14 protein-coding genes and 1 pseudogene are annotated in these 25,055 nt (G+C 65.6%); 7 read left to right on the top strand and 8 right to left on the bottom strand.

Annotation, left to right across the window (positions count from 1 at the left end; translation table 11 throughout):
• Positions 1-5 precede the first annotated feature (5 nt).
• The 5 genes from treS to treY are packed head-to-tail and all read left to right on the top strand — an operon-like array spanning position 6 to position 12,088.
• Positions 6-3,311, top strand: coding sequence for a maltose alpha-D-glucosyltransferase (treS, locus tag ACVWYP_RS35700; protein WP_304496544.1), 3,306 nt, complete (start codon positions 6-8; stop codon positions 3,309-3,311).
• On the top strand, positions 3,308-5,455 hold the full coding sequence (glgB, locus tag ACVWYP_RS35705; RefSeq protein ID WP_304496545.1) for a 1,4-alpha-glucan branching protein GlgB: 2,148 nt from the start codon (positions 3,308-3,310) through the stop codon (positions 5,453-5,455). The genes treS and glgB overlap by 4 nt, the downstream gene beginning before the upstream one ends.
• A gap of 3 nt (positions 5,456-5,458) precedes the next feature.
• Positions 5,459-7,531 carry a glycogen debranching protein GlgX gene (glgX, locus tag ACVWYP_RS35710; protein WP_304496546.1) on the top strand — a complete coding sequence of 691 codons (2,073 nt, stop codon included), beginning with the start codon at positions 5,459-5,461 and terminating at the stop codon, positions 7,529-7,531.
• A complete protein-coding gene (gene treZ / locus ACVWYP_RS35715; protein ID WP_304496547.1) occupies positions 7,528-9,300 on the top strand; it encodes a malto-oligosyltrehalose trehalohydrolase in 1,773 nt (590 codons plus the stop codon). Before glgX ends, treZ begins: the two co-directional genes overlap by 4 nt.
• Positions 9,301-9,304: 4 nt before the next feature.
• Positions 9,305-12,088 carry a malto-oligosyltrehalose synthase gene (treY, locus tag ACVWYP_RS35720; protein WP_304496548.1) on the top strand — a complete coding sequence of 928 codons (2,784 nt, stop codon included), beginning with the start codon at positions 9,305-9,307 and terminating at the stop codon, positions 12,086-12,088.
• Positions 12,089-12,097: 9 nt separating this feature from the next.
• Here the strand turns inward: treY and ACVWYP_RS35725 are convergent, their stop codons facing one another.
• Positions 12,098-12,406 carry a polyhydroxyalkanoic acid system family protein gene (locus tag ACVWYP_RS35725; protein WP_016846775.1) on the bottom strand — a complete coding sequence of 103 codons (309 nt, stop codon included), beginning with the start codon at positions 12,404-12,406 and terminating at the stop codon, positions 12,098-12,100.
• Between the two features lie 168 nt (positions 12,407-12,574).
• Between ACVWYP_RS35725 and ACVWYP_RS35730 the strand changes: the two genes are divergently transcribed.
• Positions 12,575-12,739, top strand: a complete 165-nt coding sequence (locus tag ACVWYP_RS35730) for a DUF3309 family protein (protein WP_076823921.1) — start codon at positions 12,575-12,577, stop codon at positions 12,737-12,739.
• Between the two features lie 174 nt (positions 12,740-12,913).
• Here the strand turns inward: ACVWYP_RS35730 and ligD are convergent, their stop codons facing one another.
• Positions 12,914-15,556 (bottom strand): DNA ligase D, encoded by a 2,643-nt coding sequence (gene ligD, locus ACVWYP_RS35735; RefSeq protein ID WP_304496549.1) that lies wholly within the window; start codon positions 15,554-15,556, stop codon positions 12,914-12,916.
• Positions 15,557-15,672: 116 nt separating this feature from the next.
• On the opposite strand from ligD, the pseudogene ku reads away from it, so the two are divergent.
• Positions 15,673-16,559: pseudogene (ku, locus tag ACVWYP_RS35740) on the top strand (non-homologous end joining protein Ku).
• Positions 16,560-16,671: 112 nt separating this feature from the next.
• Here the strand turns inward: ku and ACVWYP_RS35745 are convergent.
• The 6 genes from ACVWYP_RS35745 to kdpA form a co-directional block, all read right to left on the bottom strand.
• Positions 16,672-16,914, bottom strand: coding sequence for a DUF6496 domain-containing protein (locus tag ACVWYP_RS35745; protein WP_304496550.1), 243 nt, complete (start codon positions 16,912-16,914; stop codon positions 16,672-16,674).
• A gap of 148 nt (positions 16,915-17,062) precedes the next feature.
• Positions 17,063-17,752, bottom strand: coding sequence for a response regulator (locus ACVWYP_RS35750; RefSeq protein ID WP_028342451.1), 690 nt, complete (start codon positions 17,750-17,752; stop codon positions 17,063-17,065).
• The gene (locus tag ACVWYP_RS35755; RefSeq protein ID WP_304496551.1) at positions 17,749-20,460 is read right to left on the bottom strand and encodes a sensor histidine kinase; all 2,712 of its coding nucleotides are present in this window, start codon (positions 20,458-20,460) and stop codon (positions 17,749-17,751) included. Before ACVWYP_RS35755 ends, ACVWYP_RS35750 begins: the two co-directional genes overlap by 4 nt.
• 39 nt (positions 20,461-20,499) lie before the next feature.
• Positions 20,500-21,105, bottom strand: coding sequence for a K(+)-transporting ATPase subunit C (locus ACVWYP_RS35760; protein WP_304496552.1), 606 nt, complete (start codon positions 21,103-21,105; stop codon positions 20,500-20,502).
• Positions 21,106-21,213: 108 nt separating this feature from the next.
• On the bottom strand, positions 21,214-23,325 hold the full coding sequence (gene kdpB, locus ACVWYP_RS35765; RefSeq protein WP_304496553.1) for a potassium-transporting ATPase subunit KdpB: 2,112 nt from the start codon (positions 23,323-23,325) through the stop codon (positions 21,214-21,216).
• A 23-nt stretch (positions 23,326-23,348) separates the two neighbouring features.
• Positions 23,349-25,052, bottom strand: a complete 1,704-nt coding sequence (gene kdpA / locus ACVWYP_RS35770) for a potassium-transporting ATPase subunit KdpA (RefSeq protein WP_304496554.1) — start codon at positions 25,050-25,052, stop codon at positions 23,349-23,351.
• Positions 25,053-25,055: the final 3 nt, after the last annotated feature.

Below are 25,055 nucleotides of genomic sequence, written 5' to 3' on the forward strand. Positions count from 1 at the left end.
CCGTCATGAACGTATTCTCCAACGTCGACATCAAGGAGAAGGTCGCAACCGAGACTGCGGACCAGCTGTGGTACAAGGACGCGATCATCTACCAGCTGCATGTCAAGGCATTTGCCGACAGCAACAATGACGGCATCGGCGACTTCGCGGGGCTGACGGAGAAACTCGGCTATCTGCAGGAGCTCGGCGTCACCGCGCTGTGGCTGTTGCCGTTTTATCCCTCGCCCGGCCGCGACGACGGCTACGACATCGGCGACTATGGCGACATCAATCCCGATTTCGGGACGATGAAGGACTTCAAGCGCTTCATCCAGGAGGCCAAGAGGCGAGGCCTGCGCGTCATCACCGAGCTCGTCGTCAACCACACCTCGGACCAGCATGCGTGGTTCAAGCGCGCGCGCCGCAGCCCGCCGAATTCGAGCGCGCGCAGCTGGTATGTCTGGAGCGACACCGACCAGAAATACCTCGATACAAGGATCATCTTCACGGATACGGAGAAGTCGAACTGGACCTGGGATCCTGAAGCCGGTCAGTTCTACTGGCATCGCTTCTTCTCGCACCAGCCGGACCTGAATTTCGACAATCCGCGCGTGGTGCGGGCCATCGTGCAGGTGATGAAGCGCTGGCTCGACACCGGCGTCGACGGCTTCCGGCTCGACGCCATTCCCTATCTGTGCGAGCGCGACGGCACCAACAACGAGAACCTGCCGGAGACGCATGCCATCATCAAGCGGCTGCGCCAGGAGCTCGACGCCTATGCCAAGGGCAAGATCCTGCTGGCCGAAGCCAATCAATGGCCGGAGGACGTGCAGGAATATTTCGGCCATGGCGACGAATGCCACATGGCCTATCACTTCCCGCTGATGCCACGCATCTACATGGCGATCGCCCAGGAAGACCGCTTTCCGATCACCGACATCCTGCGGCAGACGCCCGACATTCCCGCCGCTGCGCAGTGGGCGCTGTTCCTGCGCAATCACGACGAACTGACGCTGGAAATGGTCACCGACGTCGAGCGCGACTATCTGTGGTCGACCTACGCCGACGACCCGCGCGCCCGCATCAATGTCGGCATCCGCCGCCGCCTTGCGCCGCTGATGGACAACGACCGGCGCAAGATCGAGCTGATGAACTCGCTGCTGTTGTCGTTCCCGGGCACGCCGATCATCTATTACGGCGACGAGATCGGCATGGGCGACAACATCTATCTCGGCGACCGCAACGGCGTGCGGACGCCGATGCAGTGGTCGCCGGACCGCAACGGCGGCTTCTCGCGCGCCGATCCGGCGCGGCTCTACGCGCCGATGATCATGGACCCGGTCTACGGCTACGAATCCGTCAATGTCGAGGCGCAGTCGCGCAGCCTGTCGTCGCTGCTTTCGGCGACCAAGCGGCTGATCGCGGTGCGCAAATCGACGCTTGCCTTCGGGCGCGGCACCATGACCTTCATCCGCCCGGAGAACCGCTCGGTGCTGGCCTATGTGCGCCAGTACCAGGGTGAGGCAATCCTGTGCGTCGCCAATCTGTCGCGGTCGGCGCAGGCCACCGAGCTCGACCTCTCCGCCTTCAAGGACCGCATTCCGCTCGAGATGCTCGGGCGCACGCGCTTCCCGGCGATCGGCGAGCTGCCCTACATGATCACGCTGGCGCCCTACGGTTTCTACTGGTTCCAGCTGCAGGAGCGCGACAAGTCCGAGCCGGTGACGCCGCGCGCGGTGCCGGAATTCGAGACGCTGGTGGTGCCGATGAATTCGACCTGGATGTCGTTGGCGCGCACCCGCGGCGTGTTCGAGCACGACGTGCTGCCCGGTCATCTCGCCCGCACGCGCTGGTATCCGGAGCGCTCGGCCAGCGCGATCCAGCCGATGCTGGTCTCCGCGATCCCATTCTGCGACATCGGCGACAACCGGCCGTGGCTTGCCTTCTTCGAGACCACGCAGCGCGGCACCACCAGCCGCTACGTGCTGCCGATGCAGATCGAGTGGGTGCGCTTCGACCGCGAGCGCTACAATCCGCGCGCGTTCGCCGCCGTGCGCCAGGGCGCGCGCGAGGGCACCTTGCTCGATGTCGCCACCGACCAGATCTTCACCGGCCTGTTCCTGCGAAACTTGCGGGAAAACCTCACGGTCGACGAAGGCGAGCAAGGCCTCAAGCTCGAATTCCGGCCGACCAGCCGCTTCTCCGACCGGCCGGTACGGCAGCCCGAGCGCATCCGGGTGTTCGAGAACGATCAGCCGCATTCGACCGCGCTGGTCGACAACGAATATGTGACCAAGATCTACCGCAAGCTCGAGGTCGGCATCAATCCGGAGATCGAGATGGGCCGCTTCCTCACCGAAGTGGTCAATTTTCCGAACACTCCTGCCTTGCTCGGCACCGCCGAACTGATCGAGGGCGACAAGCGCAGCGCCATCGCCGTGCTGCATGCGATGGTCGTCAACCAGGGCGAACTCTGGACCATCGCAGGCGCACACCTCGACCGCCTGGTCGAACGGCAGCGCCTGCTCACGGTGAGCGAGCACCCCGTGGAGAACGGCGACCAGGCGACCTATCTGCGCCACATGTCGCATAGCGGAAAGCGGCTCGCCGAGCTGCATATCGCGCTCGCCAGCAACCGCGACCTGCCGGACTTCGCGCCCGAGCCGACCAAGCCCGACGACCTGCAGCGCTGGGCCGACGAGATCATGGCGCGGGCCGAGCGCGTGTTCGATACGCTAAAGCAGCGGCGCGGCTCCCTGAAGGAGGCCGACCGGCTGCTGGCCGATCAGTTGCAGGCCCAGCACGACACGCTGCCGGAACGGCTCAAGGCACTGCTGCCGCGCGAGACCGACGGCTTCAACATCCGCCATCACGGCGACCTGCATCTCGGTCAGTTGCTGGTGGTCAAGGACGACGTCTTCATCATCGATTTCGACGGCGGACCGGGCCGCACCATCGCCGAGCGGCGGCGCAAGGCACCGCCGGCACGCGACGTCGCCGGGCTGATCCGTTCTATCGACTATGCGGCAACGGCCGCGCTGGAACGGACGCTCAAGGTCTCCCCCGACGAGAGCGGCCGGCTGAGCCTCGCCTTGGCCGAATGGCGCGACCAGGCCGCGGATACCCTGCTGGCGGCCTATCGCGAGACGATGGCCGGCCAGCGCCTGTGGCCCGCCGACACCAAGACGGCCGACCGCCTGCTCAATTTTTTCCTGCTTGAGAAAGCCTTCTATGAGATCGAGTATGAGCTGGCCAACCGGCCGGATTGGCTGCGGGTGCCGCTCACCGGCCTGCTGAGGATCCTGGCGCAACAGCCGCATGAGGTTGCATGAGCAAACTGCCCGCCGAGGCCTATGCCATCATCGAGGGCCGCCACTCCGACCCCTTCCACTATCTCGGGCTTCACCCCGAGGGGGACCGCAACGTCGTGCGCGCCTTCCTGCCCGATGCCAGCAATGTCGAGGCGATCGGCGAGCATGGCGAGACGGCGCCGCTGGCGCGGATCCATGACGCCGGCCTGTTCGCGGGTCCCCTGCCGAACGGCTCGACGCGCTACCAGCTCCGCGCCCGCTTCGGCGACAACGTCGTCGAGCTGGAGGATGCCTACCGCTTTCCGCCGATCCTGAGCGATTTCGATCTCTACCTGCTCGGCGAAGGCACGCATCAGCGCGTCTACGATACGCTCGGTGCGCATCCGATGACGCTCGACGGCGTCGACGGCATCGGCTTCGTGGTGCTGGCGCCGAATGCGCGGCGGGTCAGCGTGGTCGGCGACTTCAATTTCTGGGACGGACGGCGCCATCCGATGCGCGTGCGCGGCCCGGGCTACTGGGAACTGTTCATCCCGCGCGCGCGGGTCGGCGACCACTACAAATTCGAGATCATCGGGCGCAACGGCCAGCATCTGCCGCTGAAGTCCGATCCCCTGGCGTTCGCCGCCGAGGTGCGCCCGAAGACCGCCTCGATCGTGATCGACGAGCGCAGGATCCCGCATCCGCGCCCGGCGCCGGATCGGGTCAACGCGCTGAACTCGCCGATGTCGATCTACGAGGTCCATCTCGGATCGTGGCGGCGCAAGGGCCGCAACGAGTGGCTGACCTATCGCGAGATGGCGGAGCAGCTGCCGGCCTATGCCAGCGACATGGGCTTCACCCATGTCGAATTCCTGCCGATATCAGAGCATCCGTTCGACGGCTCCTGGGGCTACCAGCCGACCGGCATGTTCGCGCCGACCAGCCGCTTCGGCTCGCCGGACGATTTCGCCGCGCTGATCGACGCCTGCCACGGCGCAGGGCTCGCCGTGCTGCTCGACTGGGTGCCCGGGCATTTCCCCGACGATCCGCACGGGCTCGGCAGTTTCGACGGCACCGCGCTCTACGAGCACGCCAATCCGCTGCAGGGCCGCCACCTCGATTGGGGCACGCTGATCTATAATTACGGGCGCACCGAGGTCACCAACTTCCTGGTGTCGAACGCGCTGTTCTGGCTCGATCGCTACGGCATCGACGGCCTGCGCGTCGATGCCGTCGCCTCCATGCTCTATCTCGACTACAGCCGTCCCGCCGGCGGCTGGATTCCGAACAAATATGGCGGGAGGGAAAACATCGAGGCGATCGATTTCCTGCGCCGCTTCAACACCGAGCTATTCGCCCACTTCCCGCAGGCAACGACGGCGGCGGAGGAATCCACTGCGTGGCCGCAGGTGTCGCGCCCGGTCGAATATGGCGGGCTCGGCTTCGGCTACAAGTGGAACATGGGCTGGATGCACGACACGCTGAAATATATCGGCAAGGATCCGATCCACCGTAAATTCCATCACGGCGACATCCTGTTCGGCCTGCACTACGCCTTCTCGGAAAATTTCATCCTGCCGCTGTCCCACGACGAGGTCGTGCACGGCAAGCGTTCGATCCTCGGCCGCATGCCCGGCGACGACTGGCAACGCTTTGCCAATCTGCGCGCCTATTACAGCTTCATGTTCGGCCACCCCGGCAAGAAGCTGATGTTCATGGGCTGCGAATTCGGCCAGGAGCGCGAGTGGAATCACGACTATTCGATCGATTGGCATCTGCTGCAACAGCCGAGGCACAGCGGCATCCAGAACCTTGTCCGCGACCTCAACCGGCTTTATCGCGCGCTGCCGGCGCTGCACGAGCTCGACTGCGACCAGGCCGGCTTCGAGTGGGTCATCACCGACGATGCCAACAACAATGTGTTCGGCTGGATCCGCAAGGGCAATGCTGAGCGCGCACGCTGCCTTGTGGTCGCGAACTTCTCGCCCAACGTCTACCGCAACTATCGCGTCCGGGTGCCGTTCGCGGGCAAGTGGCACGAGGTGTTCAACTCGGACTCCGCGCATTACGGCGGCACCAATGTCGGCAATGTCGGCGAGGTGCGCGCATCGGAGGGCCCCACGCCTGAACTGAGCCTGACCATTCCGCCGCTGGCTGCGATCTTCCTCGTACCGGAAAGCTGATTGATGCGACTGACCGGGGGTACGTCCGCACGGCTCGGTGCAAGCTGGGACGGCAGAGGCACCAATTTTGCGCTGTTCTCGGCGAATGCGGAGAAGGTCGAGCTGTGCCTGTTCGACGGCCAGGGCCGCCGCGAGCTCGAGCGGATCGAGATGCCGGAGCGCACCGAGGACGTCTGGCACTGCTATCTCAACGACGTCTCGCCCGGCCAGCTCTACGGCTATCGCGTCTACGGACCATACGCACCGGAGCGCGGCCACCGCTTCAACGCCAACAAGCTGCTGCTCGATCCCTATGCCAAGCGGCTCGCCGGCCGGCTGGTGTGGAGCGATGCGCATTTCGCCTATCGCACCGGCAGCGCGCGCGAGGACCTCTCCTTCGACCGGCGCGACAATGCCCGCGGCATGCCGAAGGCGGTGGTGGTCGACGAGAGCTTCAACTGGGGCCGCCGCGAGATCCGGCCGCACATTCCCTGGGAAGACACCATCATCTACGAGGCCCACGTCAAGGGCCTGACGCAGAAGCGCGAGGACGTGTCTCCGAACCTGCGCGGCACCTATGGCGGCCTGTCGTCGCCGGCGATGATCGACCACCTCAAGCGGCTCGGCGTCACCACCATCGAGCTGTTGCCGATCCACGGCCTGATCGACGACCGTATCCTGGTCGAGAAGAAGCTGGCGAACTACTGGGGCTACAACACCATCGCCTTCTTCGCGCCGGAGGCGCGCTACGCCCAGGACAATGCGCTCGACTCCTTCCGCACCACGGTGGCGCGGCTGCACGATGCCGGCATCGAGGTGCTACTCGACGTCGTCTACAACCACACCGCCGAGGGCAACCATATGGGCCCGACGCTGTGCTTCCGCGGCATCGACAACGCCTCCTATTACTGGCTGAATCGCGAGAACCCGCGCTTCTACGACGACTTCACCGGCTGCGGCAGCTCGGTCAACCTCACCCATCCGCGCGTGCTGCAGATGGTGATGGATTCGCTGCGCTACTGGGTCGAGGTCTGCCATATCGACGGCTTCCGCTTCGATCTCGCCACGACCCTGGCGCGCGGGCCGAACGGGTTCGATCGCAACCACCCCTTCCTCACCGCGATCCGCCAGGACCCGGTGCTGGCAACCGCCAAGATGGTCGCCGAGCCCTGGGACCTCGGTCTCGGCGGCTACCAGGTCGGTGCGTTTCCATCGCAATGGTCGGAATGGAATGACCGCTATCGCAGCGCGATGCGGCGCTACTGGAGCGGCGAAGGCAGCCTGATCGGCGATATCTCGGGCCGCATGACCGCGTCCTCGGATCTGTTTCACCACGACAATCGCGCGACCCGCGCCAGCGTCAACCACATCACGGTACATGACGGTTTTACGCTCGCCGATCTCTTCAGCTACAACGAGAAGCACAACGAGGCCAACGGCGAGGACAATCGCGACGGCTCCAACGACAATCACAGCAACAATTGCGGCCATGAAGGCCCGACCGACGATCCTGCCATCATCGCGCTGCGCCGCCAGCTCAGGAAGAATGCACTGGCCTGCCTGCTGCTGGCGCAAGGCACGCCGCTGATCCTCGCCGGCGACGAGGTCGCGAACACGCAAGACGGCAACAACAACGCCTATTGCCAGGACAACGAGACCGGCTGGATCGGCTGGGAGAACCTCGGCACGGACGACGACGCCATCGATTTCATCGGCCACCTGACCGCGCTGCGGCGTCGCTTCGGCCAGATCCGCTGCCAGAGCTGGCTCGACGGCCGCCGCACCGACGGCAGCTACGGCGTGCTCTGGCTGACGCCCGCGGCGGAAGAGATGAAGGAATCCGACTGGAAATTCCCGGAGAGCCGATTCCTCGCCTATGTGCTGGGGCCGATGGAACCAGGACAGGCGCCGATCTTTATCGTGCTCAATGCCGCACCGCAGGAGATCGTGTTCAGGATGCCGAGGATGGCGGAATACAGGAGCTGGCAGCAGGTCCTGAACACAACCAGGGCCGAGCAAACGGCTGAGCAATTCGCATCCGGCGCCGATACCAAGGCACCCCCGCGCTCGGTGCTGGCATTTGCAGGCTCCACATGAATAGACAACATTTCGGCGCCGAGCTGACACCTGACGGCACGCGCTTCCGGCTGTGGGCGCCGGCGGCCAAGCGCGTCGACCTCCTGATCGACCAGCCGCATGCGCGAAGCCGCGATGCGCATGCGCTCACGCGCGACGCCGCCGGCTGGTACGTCGCCGAGATCCCAGGCGCGCGCGCCGGCACGCGTTACAAATTCCGCGTCGATGACGAGGTCGATGTGCCGGATCCCGCCTCCGCGTTCCAGCCGGACGACGTGTTCGGCCCGAGCGAAGTGATCGACCACGCGGCCTTCAAATGGCACGCGACGGACTGGCGCGGACGTCCCTGGCACGAGACCGTCGTCCTCGAGGCCCATGTCGGCACCTTCACCCGAGAGGGCACCTATCGCGCCATGATCGACAAGCTCGATCATCTGGTGGCGACCGGCATCACCGCGCTCGAGCTGATGCCGCTGGCGGATTTCGCCGGGAAGCGCAACTGGGGCTATGACGGGGTGCTGTGGTACGCACCCGACAGCGCCTATGGCCGGCCCGACGACCTCAAGACCCTGATCGACGAAGCGCATCTGCGCGGGCTGATGGTGATGCTCGACGTGGTCTATAACCATTTCGGCCCCGAAGGGAATTATCTCGGCCGCTATGCGCCGTCCTTTTTCAGTAACGCGCACACGCCATGGGGCAGCGCGATCGATTATCGCGTGCCCGAGGTGCGCGCGTTTGCGATCGGCAGCGTGATGAGCTGGCTGCGCGACTATCGCTTCGACGGGCTGCGGTTCGATGCGGTCAACACCATCGTCGAAGCCGGCGAGATCGCCGTTATCCATGACTTCAGCAAGGCCGCCGGCAAGCTCGCCACCGAGACCGGCCGCTACATCAACCTCGTGCTCGAGAACGGCGACAACATAGCAAGCCTGCTCGATGCCGCCGAGGATCCGCCGCACGGCAAATTCCGCGGCCAGTGGAACGACGACTATCATCACGCCTGGCACGTGCTGCTGACCGGCGAGACGCAGGGCTACTATGGCGACTACCGGGCGCCGAAGCAGGACCTCGCACGCGCACTGTCGTCCGGCTATATCTACCAGGGCGAAGTCTCGGAGTTCTGGGGCGGCAAGGCCCGCGGCGAGCCGAGCGGTATGCTGTCGCCGACCTGCTTCATCAACTTCCTGCAGAACCACGACCAGATCGGCAACCGGCCGCTCGGCGATCGTCTCGTCAGCATAGCCAGGCCGGAGGCGGTCGCGGCGGCGCTGGCGGTGACGCTGATCGCGCCGACCACGCCGATGCTGTTCATGGGTGAGGAATGGGGCGCGACGACGCCCTTCCCGTTCTTCTGCGATTTCAAGGGCGATCTCGCCAACGCCGTCCGCGCCGGCCGGCGCAGGGAATTCGCCTGGGCCTATGCCAAATATGGCGACGACATTCCCGACCCGCTTGCCGAGGCGACGGTGCGATCGGCCGTGCTCGACTGGGCGGCCCTCGGCCATGATCCGGCGCGCGCACGGCTTGCGCTGGTGCGCGACCTGCTCGCCGTGCGCCGGCAGGAGATCATGCCCCGGCTCAGAGGGTGCCGCTTCGGCGACGCCACCGTGGCGGGCGACCTGTTGACGGCGCATTGGCAGATGGGCGACGGCGGCACGCTGCGGCTGACAGCCAATTTGTCCGATCGCAACATCGTCGACGCTCCGGAACCGAAGGGAACTGCGATCTGGGGCGGCGCGTTGTCGAGCGACCTCCCCGGCTGGGCGGTGCGCTGGCACATCGGATAGCACAATGCCTCCGGCGATCCCGATCGCAACCTACCGTCTGCAACTCACTGCCGATTTCGACTTCGATGCCGCCGCCGGCGTGGCGCCGTATCTGAAGACGCTCGGCATCAGCCATGTCTATGCGTCGCCCCTCATGAAGGCGCGCAAGGGCTCGACCCACGGCTATGACGTCGTCGACCACACCAAATTCAACCCGGAGCTCGGCGGCGAGGAGGGCTTTGCGCGGCTGAGCGACGCATTGAAGCGCCACGATCTCGGCCTGATCCTGGATTTCGTGCCGAACCATGTCGGCGTTCACTTCGCCGACAATCCGTGGTGGCTCGATGTGCTGGAATGGGGACCGGCGTCGCCGCACGCGGTCTCCTTCGACATCGACTGGGACCAGTTGCCCTATCGTGCGCGCGGCGGCGTGCTGCTGCCGATCCTCGGCTCGTCCTATGGCCAGGCGCTGGAGCGCGGCGACATCGAGCTGCGCTATGACGCGAACGAGGGCAGCTTCTCGGCCTGGTATTTCGAGCACCGCCTGCCGATCGCGCCGGAGCGCTATGGCGAGGTGCTGCGCACCGTCGTCCGCGAGGCCGCTGCCGAACAGAGCGCCGCCGGACGCGCGATGCTCGAGCTCGCCGTGCGATATCGGGGGCTGCGTCATCCCAACCGCCTCGAGGCGCCGGCGCTGAAGGCGGCGATCAAGGCGATCGAGGGCGGCGCCGACATCATCGCACGCGGCCTCGATGCCTATCGCGCCGGTGAGGACCGCCCGACCCAGACACTGGCGCTGCATCATCTGCTGGAACGCCAGCACTACAAGCTCGGCCACTGGCGGCTGGCGTCCAGCGACATCAACTATCGCCGCTTCTTCGACGTCAACACGCTGGCCGGCCTCAGGGTCGAGGACGCCGCCACCTTCGAGGCAAGCCATAGCCTCGTCAAGCGGCTGATCGCCGAGGACCGGCTGCAGGGCTTGCGGCTCGACCATATCGACGGCCTGCGCGATCCCGCGCAGTACTTCCAGCGGCTGCGCCGCCTGATCCGCTCCGCGCAGGGCGCGAAAGCCAGACCGTTCTACATGGTGATCGAGAAGATCCTCGGCGAGGACGAGAAGCTGCCGAGATTCAGCGGCGTTCACGGCACCACCGGCTATGAATGGATGAACACGATCAGCCAGGCACTGGTCGACGGTCGCGGCCTCGATCCGCTCAACGAGATCTGGCGACAGATCAGCAACCAGTCGCCGAACCTGACGCCGGTGTTGCGCGAGGCCAAGCAGCGCGTGCTGGAGACGCTGCTCACCAGCGAATTCACCGTGCTGGCGCGGCTGCTCGCGCGCGTTGCCAGCGGACACTACTCGACCCGCGACTTCTCCGGCGACAGTCTGCGGCAGGCGCTCGAGCTCTATGTGCTGCACTTTCCGGTCTATCGCACCTATCTCACCGCTTCGGGACCAGCCGCGCATGACCGCGCACTGATCCGCGAGACCATCGCGCGCGCCCGCGCCGACTGGTTCGCCGCCGACGAAGGCATCTTCGATTTCCTGCGCGACGCCTTGACCATGGACCTTTTGCAGCCCGGCCGGCCGCCGCATGGCGCGCCGCGGGTCCGGCGCTTCGCGCTGAAGGTGCAGCAATTCACCGGGCCGATGATGGCGAAGTCGCTGGAGGATACCGCCTTCTATCGCTATCACCGGCTGCTGGCGCTCAACGAGGTCGGCGGCGATCCGGCGGCGGGCGCGATCGCACCCGAGACCTTCCACGCCATGATGCAGGCCCGCGCCCGCGAATGGCCGCACGGCATGACGGCGACCGCGACCCACGACACCAAGCGCGGCGAGGACGCCCGCGCCCGCATCATGGCGCTTGCAGAAATCCCCGGCGAATGGACCAGCGCGGTGGCGCGCTGGAAGGTGCTGAATGCGCCGCATCTCGTGCTCGACGGCAAGATGCGCGCGCCATCGGCGACGTTCGAATACATGCTGTATCAGGCCCTGCTCGGCGCCTGGGATCCCGACGATGCCTCGCTCGTCGCGCGCATCCAGGCCTACGCGCTGAAGGCGGCGCGCGAGGGCAAGCAGGAAACCAGCTGGCTCAATCCGCACCAGCCTTACGAGGCCGGCGTGAAAGCCTTTGTCGAACGAATCCTCGAGCGCAAGACCTCGCCCGAATTCCTCGATGCGCTGGGGACGCTGGCGCGGCGCACCGCGCTGATCGGCGCGCTGAATTCGCTCAGCCAGATCACGCTGAAGGCAACCATGCCGGGCGTGCCGGATTTCTACCAGGGCACCGAAGGCTGGGATCTTTCGCTGGTCGATCCGGACAACCGCCGTCCGGTCGACTTTACCGAACGGGCAGGAATGCTCGCCACACTGGAGACGCCGGATTGGGACGCGCTGGCGCAAGACTGGCGCGACGGCCGTCTCAAATTCGCATGGACGCGGCATCTGCTCCGGCTCCGCAACGAGATGCCCGATGTATTCACCAGCGGCGACTACGTGCCGCTCGCGGTCAGCGGCCCGCACCGCGATCATGTCATTGCCTTCGCGCGGCGCCATGGCCGCGAGGCGGCCATCGTTGCGGTGGCAAGATCATTCGCCCCGTTCACGCAAGGCGGCCGCAGCTGGCCGCGCCCCGAAGCTTTTGAGGGTGAAATCGACGCGGCTGGATATGCACTCCCGGACGGAGCAACCAGGATTCAGCTCCCGGCGCTGTTCGCCAATCTTCCGGTCGCGGTGCTAAAGGCCAAGGCCGCAACGGCGTCGAAATCAACCTCAAAACGAGCGCGCTCGCACGCCTAGTTTGGTGCGTCAGCGCTTGGTCAGCAGCAATTTCCCGCGCTTCTGGATCGCCACCTGCGCGACCTCGGCGAACCGTTGCAGCAGCCACGGCAGCGTCACCTCGACCCGCACATGGGCATCCTCGACATCGACATGCCCGGCCGCGACCTGCCCCAGCGCCCGGACACGAAAGCTCATCCGGTTGTCGTCCCAGCGCTCCTCGTCGACGCTCAGCACCGGCAGGTTCGCCGTCGCGCGCGACAGGCCCGTTTTCAAGCGGCGCATCGCCTCGTCGCGGCCGAGGCTATGGGGTATCGAAACGATCAGCGGCGCCGACATTGCGATGCACTCCTCCGTGGATTTCGTTGATGTAGTTCTGTTCCAAGGCAAACGGAAGAACCACACAGTTTTATCGCGCCGCCAACTCCGGAACCTTCACAGTTACGGGTTGTTTTCCTTCCCGAAGGGCAGAAACGAGACGAGCCCGCGGGGCTGAGGAGACGCTAGATGTCAATTGGAACGATCATTCTCATCATTCTGGTCATTGCGCTGCTTGGCGGCTTCAGCGGCATCGGCGGCGGACCGTTTTACGGCACCGGCTATTACGGCGGCGGCGGGCTCGGCCTGGTCGTCGTGATCCTGCTGATCCTGCTCCTGATGGGACGACTGTAGCGCGTGGCGGCACTGTGCCCGATCCGCATCAACGACTGTCATCGCCCGCGCAAGCGGGTGATCCAGTATTCCAGAGACGCTTGCTATTGAACCGATAAGCCGCGGCGTACTGGATACCCCGCTTCCGCGGGGTATGACGAACCAAGCCAACGGCACGAGCTTGCCCAACAGTTTCTACTGCGCCGCAAGCTTCTTCATCGCCGACTTGATCGACGATGCCGCGTCTTCGTAGCCATCCCAGGTCTTCGTCTTGGCGAGCAAGGCCGGCACGGTGCGTAGCGTGAATTTCTTCGGATCGAGATCACCGCGCAGCTGCGGCCAGGTCAGCGGCATCGAAACCGTCGCCCCCGGACGCGCCCGCGGCGACAACACCGCGACCGCCGTCGACATCCTGTCGTTGCGCAAATAGTCGAGGAATATCCTTCCCGTGCGCTTGGCCTTGGACATGTTGATCAGATAGCGCTCGGGATCGTCCTGCGCCATCCACTGGCAGACCGCCTGCGCGAACGCCTTGGCCTCCTTCCATGTCACCTTGTCCCTGCTGCCTGCGAGCAGCGGTGTGACGACGTGCAGCCCCTTGCCGCCGGTGGTCTTGCAGAAGCTTTCGAGACCGACCGCGGTCAGCCGCTGCCGCATGTCCTTGGCGGCATCGATCACGTCGGTGAATGCGACATCCGGCGCGGGATCGAGATCAAACACCAACCGGCCCGGCGTGTCATAGGCATCGGGCGCGCAATTCCAGGGATGCAGCTCGAGGCCGCCGAGCTGCGCGACCGCCGCCAGGCCCTCGATCTGGTCGATCTGCAGATAGGGTTTGCGGTCACCCGAGACCTTCGCAAGCTTGAGGAGTTTTGACGTGCCGGCCATCGCATGACGCTGGAAGAAGGTCTCGCCCTTGATGCCGTCGGGCGCTCGCACGATCGAGCACGGCCGGCCCTTGAGATAGGAGATCATCCATTCGCCGACCGCCTCGAAATAGTTGGCGAGGTCGAGCTTGGTCACCGGCTCGCCATCGCCCGCATCGGGCCACAGCGCCTTGTCCGGATGCGAGATGACGACACCCATCACCTCGCTGGACGCCTTCCCGGTGCCCTTCTTCGCCACGCCCTTGGCCATCGGCTTCACCACTTTGGTTACAACCGGCCGCTCGGCCTCGACTTCGTGCGCCGGCTTGTCCTGGCGCAGGCCCTTGAAGGCGGCCTGGCGGATATTTCCGGCGTCGGTCCAGCCGGCGAACTCGATATCGGCGACCAGCTCCGGCTTCAGCCAGTGCACGTCGCGGGTCTTCTTCGGCGCGTCCTTGCCGCCGAACGGGCTCTTGTCCGCCTCCGCCACCTTCAGCGCCGGCATGATGCGGCGGACGGTATCCTGGCCGAAGCCGGTGCCGACGATGCCGACAAACGCCAGATGATCGCCGCGATAGACGCCCGCCATCAGCGAGCGGAATTTGCCGTTGGTGGTCTTCCAGCCGCCGAGCACCACCTCATGGCCGGCGCGGATTTTTGCCTTGGTCCAGTCGTCGGAGCGGCCGGAACGGTAGGCACCGTCGAGCCGCTTGGAGACGATACCTTCGAGGCCGAGCTTGCGCGCGGATTCCAGCACCGCCTCGCCGCGCTCCTCGAAATGTTCGACATAGCGGATCAGGAGGTTCTTGCCCTTGCGTGCCGCGAGCAATTGCTTCAGCCGCGCCTTGCGCTCGGCGAGCGGCAGCGGGCGCAGGTCCTCGGTGCCGGCGAACAGCAGGTCGAACGCGTAGAAGATCAGCCGATCCGTCTTGCCGTCGGAGAGCGCGGCCTGCAGCGTCGAAAAATGCGGCGTGCCGTTCTTGTCGAGCGCGACGATCTCGCCGTCGATCAGCGCATCCGGCAGCTTCTCCGCCTCCTTCACGATCGCGCCGAACTTGGCGGACCAGTCGAGCCCCTTGCGCGTCTTCAGCACGGCCTCGCCGTCTTCGACACGCAACTGCACGCGGTAGCCGTCGAACTTGATCTCGTGGCACCAGCCCGTGCCATTGGCTGGAGACTCGACCGCGGCGCAGAGCTGCGGCGCGACGAAATCGGGCATCTCCGATACCTGCTTCGGTTTCGCCTGCCGCGCCACTTTCAGCCGCTCCTTGGGCGCAGGCGCCTTGGTCCTGGCGCGCGCGTCCGCAGCCATGCCGTGGTTGGACTGCCAGACCGCGTCCGCTTTGGCCTTGCCGTTGCCCTTGGCCAGCATGAACGGCTTCGGCGCCCGGCCCTTGCCGGCCGCGATCTGCGCCATCGAGCGTCCGGAGGCGACCGAACGGTCCTCGTCGAGGATCTCCTCGCCGTTGCCGTCAACGGCATATTCGTCGCGGTGCTTGATGAGGAGCCAGTTGGTGCGCTTGCCGCCAAAGCGGTCGCCCTTCATCCGCACCAGCACCCAGCTGCCGTGCAGCTTGTCGCCCTCAAGCGTGAACTTCAGGTCGCCCTTCCTGAAGCCGCGCTCGGGATCGTCCGATTCCCAGGTGCCGCGATCCCACAGCTGCACCGTGCCGCCGCCATACTGGCCTTCGGGAATGGTGCCTTCGAAATCGCCATAGTCGAGCGGATGATCCTCGACCTCGACCGCCAGCCGCTTGTCATGCGGATCGAGCGACGGCCCGCGCGTCACCGCCCAGGACTTGAAGACGCCGTCGAATTCGAGCCTCAGATCGTAATGCAGCCGCGTCGCGTCGTGCTTCTGGATGACGAAGCGCCGCTGCTTGCTAGGTGCGACCTTGACGTCGCCCGACGGCTCGCTGGTCTTCTCGAAATCGCGCTTCTTGCGATAGGTGGACAGGTTTCTCAGCGACACAACAAACCTCGGCAAACCCTCGGCGCAAACGACGGCCGCCGCCTCCGTGCGGCCATCAGGAACCAAAACCCACGGTATCCGTTCAAGTTCCAAACTCAAGCTGTTTGGAGGCGATCATGGCCGCTCCCCGCGCCTACTGGAAAGGCACGCTCAAGCTCTCGCTGGTGTCATGCCCGGTGGCGCTCTACCCGGCCTCGACCGCGGTCGAGAAGACCCGCTTCCACATGATCAATCGGGAGACCGGCAACCGGCTGAAGCAGCAGATGGTCGATACCGAGACCGGCGACGTCGTCGAGGGCGACCAGAAGGGCCGCGGCTACGAGGTCAGCAAGGGCAATTATGTCGAGATCGAGAAGGACGAGCTCGAAGCGGTCCAGATCGAGAGCAACCATACCATCGACATCGACAGCTTCGTGCCCGAGGGCGAGATCGACAAGCGCTATCTCGACCACCCCTATTATATCAGGCCCGACGGCAAGGCCGGCGTCGACGCGTTCGCGGTCATCCGCGACGCCATGAAGGATCAGGACCGCGTCGCGCTGGCGCGGATCGTGCTGACCAACCGCGAGCATGTGATCGCGATCGAGCCGCTCGACAAGGGTATGCTCGGCACCACCTTGCGCTACCCCTACGAGCTGCGCGACGCCGACGATTATTCGACGACATCAAGAGCCCGAAGGTCACGAAAGACATGATCGAGCTCGCAGGCCATATCCTCGACAGCAAGGTCGCGCATTTCGATCCGTCGAAATTCAAGGACGAGTATGAGACCGCGCTGAAGGCCCTGGTCCGCCGCAAGGCGGCCGGCAAGCCGATCAAGACCGCCGAGCGCGAGCAGAAGCCAAGCAACGTCGTGAGCCTGATGGACGCGCTGCAGCAGAGCCTGAAAGGCGGCAAGAGCGGCGCAAGGCGCTCGCGCTCCACCGCGCGCCGCCCGACCTCGCATCGCCGCGCCGCCAAGAAGACGCACCGGTCAAGCGCGCGGCGACGCAAGGCGGGGTGAGATCTCTCGTCCTTGCGAGCGCAGCGAAGCAATCCATCTCTCCACATACGCGAAGGGGTGGATTGCTTCGTCGCTACGCTCCTCGCAATGACGGATGGATGCAACTCGTCCGCTACTTCTTCTTCGAGCTCTTCCGCTTCTTGGCCGTCTTGCGCTTCTTCGCCGTCTTCTTCTTGGACGACTTCTTCGGCACCTTCCGCCCCTTGGCACGCGCCTCGGACAGCCCGATCGCGATCGCCTGCTTGCGGCTCTTCACCTTCTTCTTGGAGCGGCCGCTGCGCAGCGTGCCGGCCTTGCGTTTCTTCATCGCGCGCTCGACATCGCGAGATGCTTTCCGCGAATATTTCCTTGCCATGGGTTCTCTCCCGGTGAGGGAAAACAAGCCTCGATGGCAGCGAAAGTTCCGCTTGGTATCGTCGGGCGACGGCGCCAACGTAGCCCGCATGAGCGCAGCGACATGCGGGAGATGCCCCGGATATCGCTTCGCTCATCCGGGCTACATGTTAGTCCGCTGCGCGCAGCCGATAGCCGATGCCGGTCTCGGTCAGCACGAATTGCGGACGCTCCGGGTCGGCCTCGATCTTCTGGCGAAGCTGGCGCACATAGACCCGCAGATATTGCGCGTCGGTCAGCTCGTCCCACAATTCCTTCAAGAGGAAGCGGTGGGTCAGCACCTTGCCGGCATGCTGCACCAGCACGCGCAACAGGTCGTATTCCTTCGGCGACAGCTTGATCTCCCTGTCGCCGACCTTGACGATCCGGCGCACCAGATCGACCGAAAGATCGCCGGATCGGAACACCGGCCGCTCGCCCTGTACCTGCAACTGGTGGCGCAGCGCCGCGCGCAACCGCGCCAGCAGTTCGTCCATGCCGAACGGCTTGGTCAGATAATCGTCGGCGCCGAGGTCGAGCGCCTGCACCTTGCCGGCCTCGTCGCCGCGGCTCGACAGCACCACGATCGGCACGCTCTCGTTGCGGCCGCGGATCATGCGCAAGAGATCGTGGCCCTGGATGTCGGGCAATCCGAGGTCGAGGATGATCAGCGCCGGCCCCTCGGCCAGCATCTCCAGCGCCAGCTTGCCGTTGGATGCCTCGAGGATGTCGTAGCCCTGCGTGCTCAGCCCCATCCGCAGCAGCTTGCGGATCGGCGGCTCGTCGTCGATGACCAGGACCTTGATCGGCGTGGCGTTCATGCAGCAGTGTCCAGCGCGCTGGTGTCGGCGGGGATCGGCAGGCGGATGGTGATGACGGCGCCGCTGCGGTCGGCGCGGTTGGCCGCCGCGATCGTGCCGCGCATCGCCTCGACGAAGCCGCGCGAGATCGCAAGCCCGAGGCCGGTGCCGGGGCGGACATGGTCGCCCTTCTCGGCGCGATAGAATTTGTCGAACACGCTTTCGAGCTCGGCCGCGGGAATCCCGTTGCCTTCATCGAGGATCTGCAGTGCGATCGTGTCGCGATCGCGGGCGCCGCGGATCGAGATCGTGGTGTCCGATGGGGCGTATTTTGCGGCGTTGTCGAGCAGGTTGAACAGCACCTGCTCGAACAGCACGGCGTCGAGCTCCAGCATCGGAAGGTCGGCCGCGAGCTCCAGCGACACCCGGTGATGCACCAGGATCTTGCTCGCCCGGCGCAGCGCGCTGCCGACGATCTCGCCGACATCGTGCCGCGCCGTGTTGGGCACGATCGCGCCGGATTCCAGCTTGGTCATGTCGAGCAGATTGGCGATAAACCGATTCAACCGCTCGGACTCGTCGATCACGGTGGCGAGCAGATCGTGCTTCTGGGCATCGCTCAGGTTGGCGCCGAGGTCGCGCAGCGCCGAGGCCGAGCCGAGCACCGAGGCCAGCGGCGTCTTGAGATCGTGCGAGATCGAGGTCAGGAGCGCGCCGCGCAGCCGGTCGGATTCCACCGTGCGCTTGACGCGGTCCATGTCCTCGACCAGCAGCACGCGCTCGATCGCCAGCGCGCCCTGGTCGACCAGCGCATCGAGCAGCCGGCGCTGGTCCGGCGTCAGCAACGGCCCGGTGCGGTCGTCGTCGATGCCGATCACCCCGATCGGACCGCGCCCGGTGCGCATCGGCAGGAACAGCCGCTTGCCGCCCGGCAGTGTGTCGGAGCCGCGGCCGGCCGGGCGATCGTTGCCCCAGGCCCAGTTGGCGGCGGCGAGATCGGCCTGATCGAGCTGATCCTCCGGCGGATAGCCGCTCTTGACGGTCAGCATCCCGTCCTCCGGCAGCAGCAGCACCACGCGCACCTTGAGCATCAGCGCGATCTGGTAGGCGGTCGCCCACAGCACGTCGTCCAGTGTCGCGGTGCCGGCGAGCTTGCGGCTGAAGGCGTAGAGCGATTCGGTGGTGCGGACGCGGCTGATCGCGGTGTCGGCCTGCGTGCGCACCCGCGCCGCGACGTTGGAGACCAGAAGCGCGATCAGCATGAAGAAGAAAAACGCCGCGACATTGGTCGGGTCGGTGATGGTGAAGGTATAGACTGGCGGCAGGAAGAAGAAGTTGTAGCACAGCGAGGCCGCGACGCTCGCCAGCAGCGACGGCCCGAGGCCGTAGCGCGCCGCGGCGCCGACCACGGCGGTGAGGAAGACGAGGTCGACATTCTCGATGCCGAAGAACGGCTGGATCAGCTTGGCCGCGCCGAGCCCGAGCGCCGCCAGCAGCAGCGCCATCAGATAGGGCCGCGGATTGAACGGCTCCTGCCGCTGCGCGGTCTGCACCGCCGCCTTGCCGACCGGCAGCTCGTCGCCGGCGATCACGTTGACGCTGATATTGCCGGCACGGCGCACCAGATCGTGCACGACGGATCCATGCGTCAGCTCGAACCAGCGCGAGCGCGTCGACTTGCCGATGATGATCTGGGTGACGTTGTTGGCCTGGGCGAAATTGATGACGTCGTCGGCAATGCGGCGGCCGACGCCGGGAAGCGTCAGCGCCTCGCCGCCGAGCGATTCCGCGAGCCGCATGGTGTCGGCCAGCCGGTCGCGCTGCTCGTCACTCAGTTGCAGGCTGCGCCGCGTCTCGATGCTGACCGCGGTCCATTGCGCATGCAGCCGGTCGGCGAGACGCTTGGTGTAGCGCACGAGGCCGGCCGCGCGCGGGTCCTCGCTCAGGCACACCAGGATGCGCTCGCCGGCGGCCCAGGGCCCCTGGATCGCATTGGCCTGCATGTGGTTGAGCAGCTGCTCGTCGACCCGCTCTGCGGTGCGGCGCAGCGCCAGCTCGCGCAGCGCGGTCAGATTGCCGGGCGAGAAATAGTGCTCCAGCGCCCGCTCGGCTTGTCTCGGCACATAGACCTTGCCCTCCTTCAGCCGCTGGATCAGATCGTCGGGCGTCAGGTCGATCAGCTCGATCGCATCGGCGCGATCGACCACCGAGTCGGGCACCGTCTCGCGTACCCGCACATGGGTGATCTGCGCGACGACGTCGTTGAGGCTCTCGATGTGCTGGATGTTGATCGCGGTGTAGACGTCGATGCCGTGCGACAGCAATTCCTCGACGTCGAGATAGCGCTTGGGATGCCGGCTGCCCGGCGCGTTGGTATGGGCGAGCTCGTCGACCAGCGCGAGCTGCGGCCGCCGCGCGATCAATGCGTCAAGGTCCATCTCCTCGAGCGTCTGGTCGCGATAGGCCAGCCGCTTCCGCGGCAGCACTTCGAGACCCCTGAGCAGCGCCTCGGTCTCGATTCGACCGTGGGTTTCGACGACACCGACCACGACGTCGACGCCCGCCTTGAGGCGGGCGTGGGCGCTCGAGAGCATCTCGTAGGTCTTGCCGACGCCGGGGGCGGCGCCGATGAAGATCTTCAGCCGCCCCGATCGATCGGTCTCCCGGCGCGCCGCCTCCAGCAGCGCATCCGGCGAGGGTCGTTTGTCAGGGTCGCGCTGATTGGCCATATCGCAATATAGTCATCCTGCGAGAGACAGCCTACTCCCCTATTTTGCGTTTGCCGCGTCGAGCGCCAGGTTGAGCGCAAGAACGTTAACGCGGGGCTCGCCGATCACGCCTGCGAAGCGGCCCTGCGTGTTCTGCGTCACCAGCTCGCGCACCGCGTCCTCGGACATGCTGCGCGCCTTGGCGACCCGCGGCACCTGGAACAGCGCAGCGTCCGGCGAGATATCCGGATCGAGCCCACTGCCCGACGTGGTCACGAGATCGACCGGTACGCTGGCGGACGGGTTCTCCGCCTTCAGCTTCTCGACATCCTCCTTGACCCGGTCGTTCAGCGCCTTGCTGGTCGGACCGAGGTTGGAGCCGCCGGAGTTGGCCGCGTTATAGGGCGCCGGCACGGTCTTCGTGGAGTCATTCGGATCGGGCGCGACCGTCGCCGACGGCCGGCCGTGGAAATACTTGTCCTCCTTGAACTCCTGCCCGATCAGGGCGGAGCCGATCACCTTGCCGTCCCGCTCGATCAGGCTGCCTTGCGCCTGCCGCGGGAAGATGACGCCGGCGATCCCGGTGATGGCGAGCGGATAGGCAAGGCCCGTGATCGCGGTCAGCAGGACCAGCACGAGGATGGCGGGGCGGATTTCTTTCAACATGATAGGTCTCCTAAGTCTCCTTCGTCATTGCGAGCGAAGCGAAGCAATCCATGGATCAGCGGATGGATGGATTGCTTCGTCGCTTCGCTCCTCGCAATGACGTTGTGGTTAAGCCAGGCCCAAAGCGGCGACGACGAGGTCGATCGCCTTGATGCCGATGAACGGGATGATGATGCCGCCCAAGCCGTAGATCATCAGGTTGCGGCCGAGCAACGCGCCGGCACCGACCGCGCGATACTTGACGCCCTTCAGCGCCAGCGGGATCAGCGCGATGATGATCAGCGCGTTGAAGATGATCGCCGACAGGATCGCGCTCTGCGGGCTCGCCAGGCGCATCACGTTCAGCACCTGGAGCTGCGGATAGAACGCGAGGAACATCGCCGGGATGATCGCAAAGTACTTCGCGACGTCGTTGGCGATCGAGAACGTGGTCAGCGCGCCGCGGGTCATCAGCAGCTGCTTGCCGATCTCGACCACCTCGATCAGCTTGGTCGGGTTGGAATCGAGGTCGACCATGTTGCCCGCCTCGCGGGCGGCCTGCGTGCCGGTGTTCATGGCGACGCCGACATCGGCCTGCGCCAGCGCCGGCGCGTCGTTGGTGCCGTCGCCGCACATCGCGACCAGCTTGCCCTTGGACTGCTCATCGCGGATCAACTTGAGCTTGTCCTCGGGGGTTGCCTGCGCAAGGAAGTCGTCGACGCCGGCTTCGGCCGCGATCGCGGCCGCGGTCATCGGGTTGTCGCCGGTGATCATCACGGTGCGGATGCCCATCCGGCGCAGTTCGGCGAAGCGCTCGCGGATGCCGCCCTTGACGATGTCCTTGAGATGCACGACGCCGAGCAGCTTGCCGTCCTTGGCGACGGCCAGCGGCGTGCCGCCGGCCTTGGCGATCTCGTCGGCAATCGACTGGATCTCGCGCGCTTCGGCGCTCATCGTCGCCGCGACCGCGCGGACCGTATTGCCCGAAGCAAGCGCACGCGACGAGCCGCCGTCGACATGGGCGAGGATGGCGTCGACCGCGCCCTTGCGGACCGACGACGTGCCGGCATCGATGCCGCTCATGCGGGTCTGCGCCGTGAACGGCACGAAGGTCGCGGCCAGCTCATGCATGTCGCGGCCGCGAATGCCGTATTTCTCCTTGGCCAGCACCACGATCGAACGGCCTTCCGGCGTTTCGTCGGCTAGCGAGGCAAGCTGCGCCGCGTCGGCGAGGTCCTGCTCCGAGACGCCGCGGATCGGACGGAATGCCGTCGCCTGGCGGTTGCCGAGCGTGATGGTGCCGGTCTTGTCCAGCAGCAGCGTATCGACGTCGCCGGCAGCCTCTACCGCGCGGCCGGACATCGCCAGCACGTTGAAGCGCACCAGGCGGTCCATGCCGGCGATGCCGATCGCCGACAATAGCGCGCCGATCGTGGTCGGGATCAGCGTCACGAACAGCGCCACCAGCACCACGACCGAGATCGAGCCGCCGGCATAGGCCGCATAGCTCGGGATCGTCACCGTGGCGAACACGAAGATGATGGTGAGGCCCGCCAGCAGGATGTTGAGCGCAATCTCGTTCGGCGTCTTCTGCCGCTCGGCGCCCTCCACCAGCTTGATCATGCGGTCGATGAAGGTCGAGCCCTGGGCTGCGGTGATGCGGACGCGGATCCAGTCCGACAGCACCTGGGTGCCGCCGGTGACCGCGGAACGATCGCCGCCGGACTCGCGGATCACCGGCGCGGATTCACCCGTGATCGCCGCTTCATTGACCGAGGCCACGCCTTCAATCACCTCGCCGTCGGACGGGATGTTGTCGCCGGCCTCGACCAGCACGATGTCGCCGACCTTCAGCGAAGTGCCGGGCACCATGCGATAGGTCCGGTCGGTACCGGTGAGCAGCTTGGCCTGGCTCTCGGTGCGGGTCTTCTTCAGCGATTCCGCCTGCGCCTTGCCGCGGCCTTCGGCGACGGCCTCGGCGAAATTGGCAAACAGCACCGTGAACCAGAGCCAGAGGATGATCTGGAAGGTGAAGCCGAGATTGGCGCTGCCGGTGACGAGGTCGCGGACGAAGATCACCGTGGTCAACGCGGCCACGACCTCGACCACGAACATCACGGGGTTCTTCGCCATCAGGCGGGGATCGAGCTTGACGAAGGCCGAGCGGATCGCCGGCACCAGGATCTTCGGGTCGAACATGGTCGACGCCGTCACCTGCTTCTGCAGTCTTGTGGTTTCCATGGTTGTCACTCCGGACAATTCGATCAGAACAGGGTGTTGGCGTTCATCGCGAGGTGCTCGACGATCGGCCCGAGCGCCAGCGCCGGGAAGAATGTGAGACCGCCGATGATCAGGATCACGCCGATGACGAGGCCGACGAACAGCCCGCCGGTGGTCGGGAAAGTGCCCGCCGAGGCCGGGATCGACTTCTTCTCGACCAGCGAACCTGCAATGGCCATCGCCGGCACGATCATGAAGAAACGGCCGACGAACATCGCGGAGGCGAGCGTCAGATTGTAGAACAGGGTGTTGCCGGTCAGGCCCGCGAAGGCCGAGCCGTTATTGCCAGTCGCGGAAGTGAACGCGTACAGCACCTCGGTGAAGCCGTGCGGGCCGGAGTTCGCCATCGAGGCCACCGCCGACGGCAGCACCACGCTGACCGCGGTCCAGCCGAGATACATCAGCGGCAGCACCAGGATCGCGAGCATCGCCATCTTGACTTCGCGCGCCTCGATCTTCTTGCCGACATATTCCGGGGTGCGGCCGACCATCAGGCCGGCGACGAAGATCGCCAGCACGACGAACAGCAGCATGCCGTAGAAGCCGGCGCCAACGCCGCCGATGATGACTTCGCCGAGCTGCATGTTGATCAGCGGGATCATGCCGCCGAGCGCGGTGAAGCTGTCATGCATCGCGTTGACCGCGCCGCAGGAGGCCGCAGTGGTGACGACGGCGAACAGCGAGGACGCGACGATGCCGAAGCGAACCTCCTTGCCCTCCATGTTGCCGCCAGTGAGGCCGAGCGCGTGCAACGCGGTGGTGCCGTTGGCTTCCGCCCAGTAGGTGACGCTGACACCGGCGACGAACAGGATGCCCATCACGGCGAAGATCGCCCAGCCCTGGCGCTCGTTGCCGACCATGCGGCCAAACACGTTGGTCATGGCAGCGCCGAGCGCGAAGATCGAGACCATCTGCACGAGGTTCGACAGCGCGGTCGGGTTCTCGAACGGATGCGCGGCGTTGGCGTTGAAGAAGCCGCCGCCATTGGTGCCGAGCATCTTGATCGCGACCTGCGAAGCCACCGGTCCGAGCGCGATGGTCTGCTTGCCACCCTCCAGCGTGGTGGCGTCGACATAGGCGCCGAGCGTCTGCGGCATGCCCTGCCAGACCAGGAACAGCGCGTAGACGACGCAGATCGGCAGCAGCACGTAGAGCGTGCAGCGCGTGACGTCGACCCAGAAATTGCCGACCGTGCGCATCGACGAGCGGGTGAAGCCGCGGATCAGCGCCATCGCCAGCGCGATGCCGGTCGCCGCCGACAGGAAGTTCTGGTGGGTCAGGCCGACCATCTGGACCAGATAGGACAGCGTGCTCTCGCCGCCGTAGTTCTGCCAGTTGGTGTTGGTGATGAAGGAGACCGCGGTGTTGAAGGAGAGATCCTCCGATACCGCCGACTGCCCGGCCGGGTTGAACGGCAGCACTGCCTGCAGCCGCATCAACCCGTAGATGATGGCGAAGCCACCGACGTGGAACAGCAGCATGGCGACCGTATAGGTCAGCCAGTGCTGCTCGCGCCGCTCGTCGACGCCGCCGACCCAGTAGATGCCGCGCTCGACCGGGCGCAGCACGGGCGACAGGAAGGTGCGCTCGCCATTGAACACGCGGGTCATGTACCAGCCGAGCGGTTTGACCAGCGCGGCAACGATCGCGCAAAACAGAATAATTTGAATCCAGCCGATGACGGTCATTGC

Source organism: Bradyrhizobium sp. USDA 3262 (assembly GCF_054060035.1).

Coding starts and splice junctions, on each gene's coding strand:
- treS (WP_304496544.1), top strand. CDS start 6: ATGAACGTATTCTCCAACGTCGACATCAAGGAGAAGGTCGCAACCGAG.
- glgB (WP_304496545.1), top strand. CDS start 3,308: ATGAGCAAACTGCCCGCCGAGGCCTATGCCATCATCGAGGGCCGCCAC.
- glgX (WP_304496546.1), top strand. CDS start 5,459: ATGCGACTGACCGGGGGTACGTCCGCACGGCTCGGTGCAAGCTGGGAC.
- treZ (WP_304496547.1), top strand. CDS start 7,528: ATGAATAGACAACATTTCGGCGCCGAGCTGACACCTGACGGCACGCGC.
- treY (WP_304496548.1), top strand. CDS start 9,305: ATGCCTCCGGCGATCCCGATCGCAACCTACCGTCTGCAACTCACTGCC.
- ACVWYP_RS35725 (WP_016846775.1), bottom strand. CDS start 12,406: ATGTCGGCGCCGCTGATCGTTTCGATACCCCATAGCCTCGGCCGCGAC.
- ACVWYP_RS35730 (WP_076823921.1), top strand. CDS start 12,575: ATGTCAATTGGAACGATCATTCTCATCATTCTGGTCATTGCGCTGCTT.
- ACVWYP_RS35745 (WP_304496550.1), bottom strand. CDS start 16,914: ATGGCAAGGAAATATTCGCGGAAAGCATCTCGCGATGTCGAGCGCGCG.
- ACVWYP_RS35750 (WP_028342451.1), bottom strand. CDS start 17,752: ATGAACGCCACGCCGATCAAGGTCCTGGTCATCGACGACGAGCCGCCG.
- ACVWYP_RS35755 (WP_304496551.1), bottom strand. CDS start 20,460: ATGGCCAATCAGCGCGACCCTGACAAACGACCCTCGCCGGATGCGCTG.
- ACVWYP_RS35760 (WP_304496552.1), bottom strand. CDS start 21,105: ATGTTGAAAGAAATCCGCCCCGCCATCCTCGTGCTGGTCCTGCTGACC.
- kdpB (WP_304496553.1), bottom strand. CDS start 23,325: ATGGAAACCACAAGACTGCAGAAGCAGGTGACGGCGTCGACCATGTTC.
- kdpA (WP_304496554.1), bottom strand. CDS start 25,052: ATGACCGTCATCGGCTGGATTCAAATTATTCTGTTTTGCGCGATCGTT.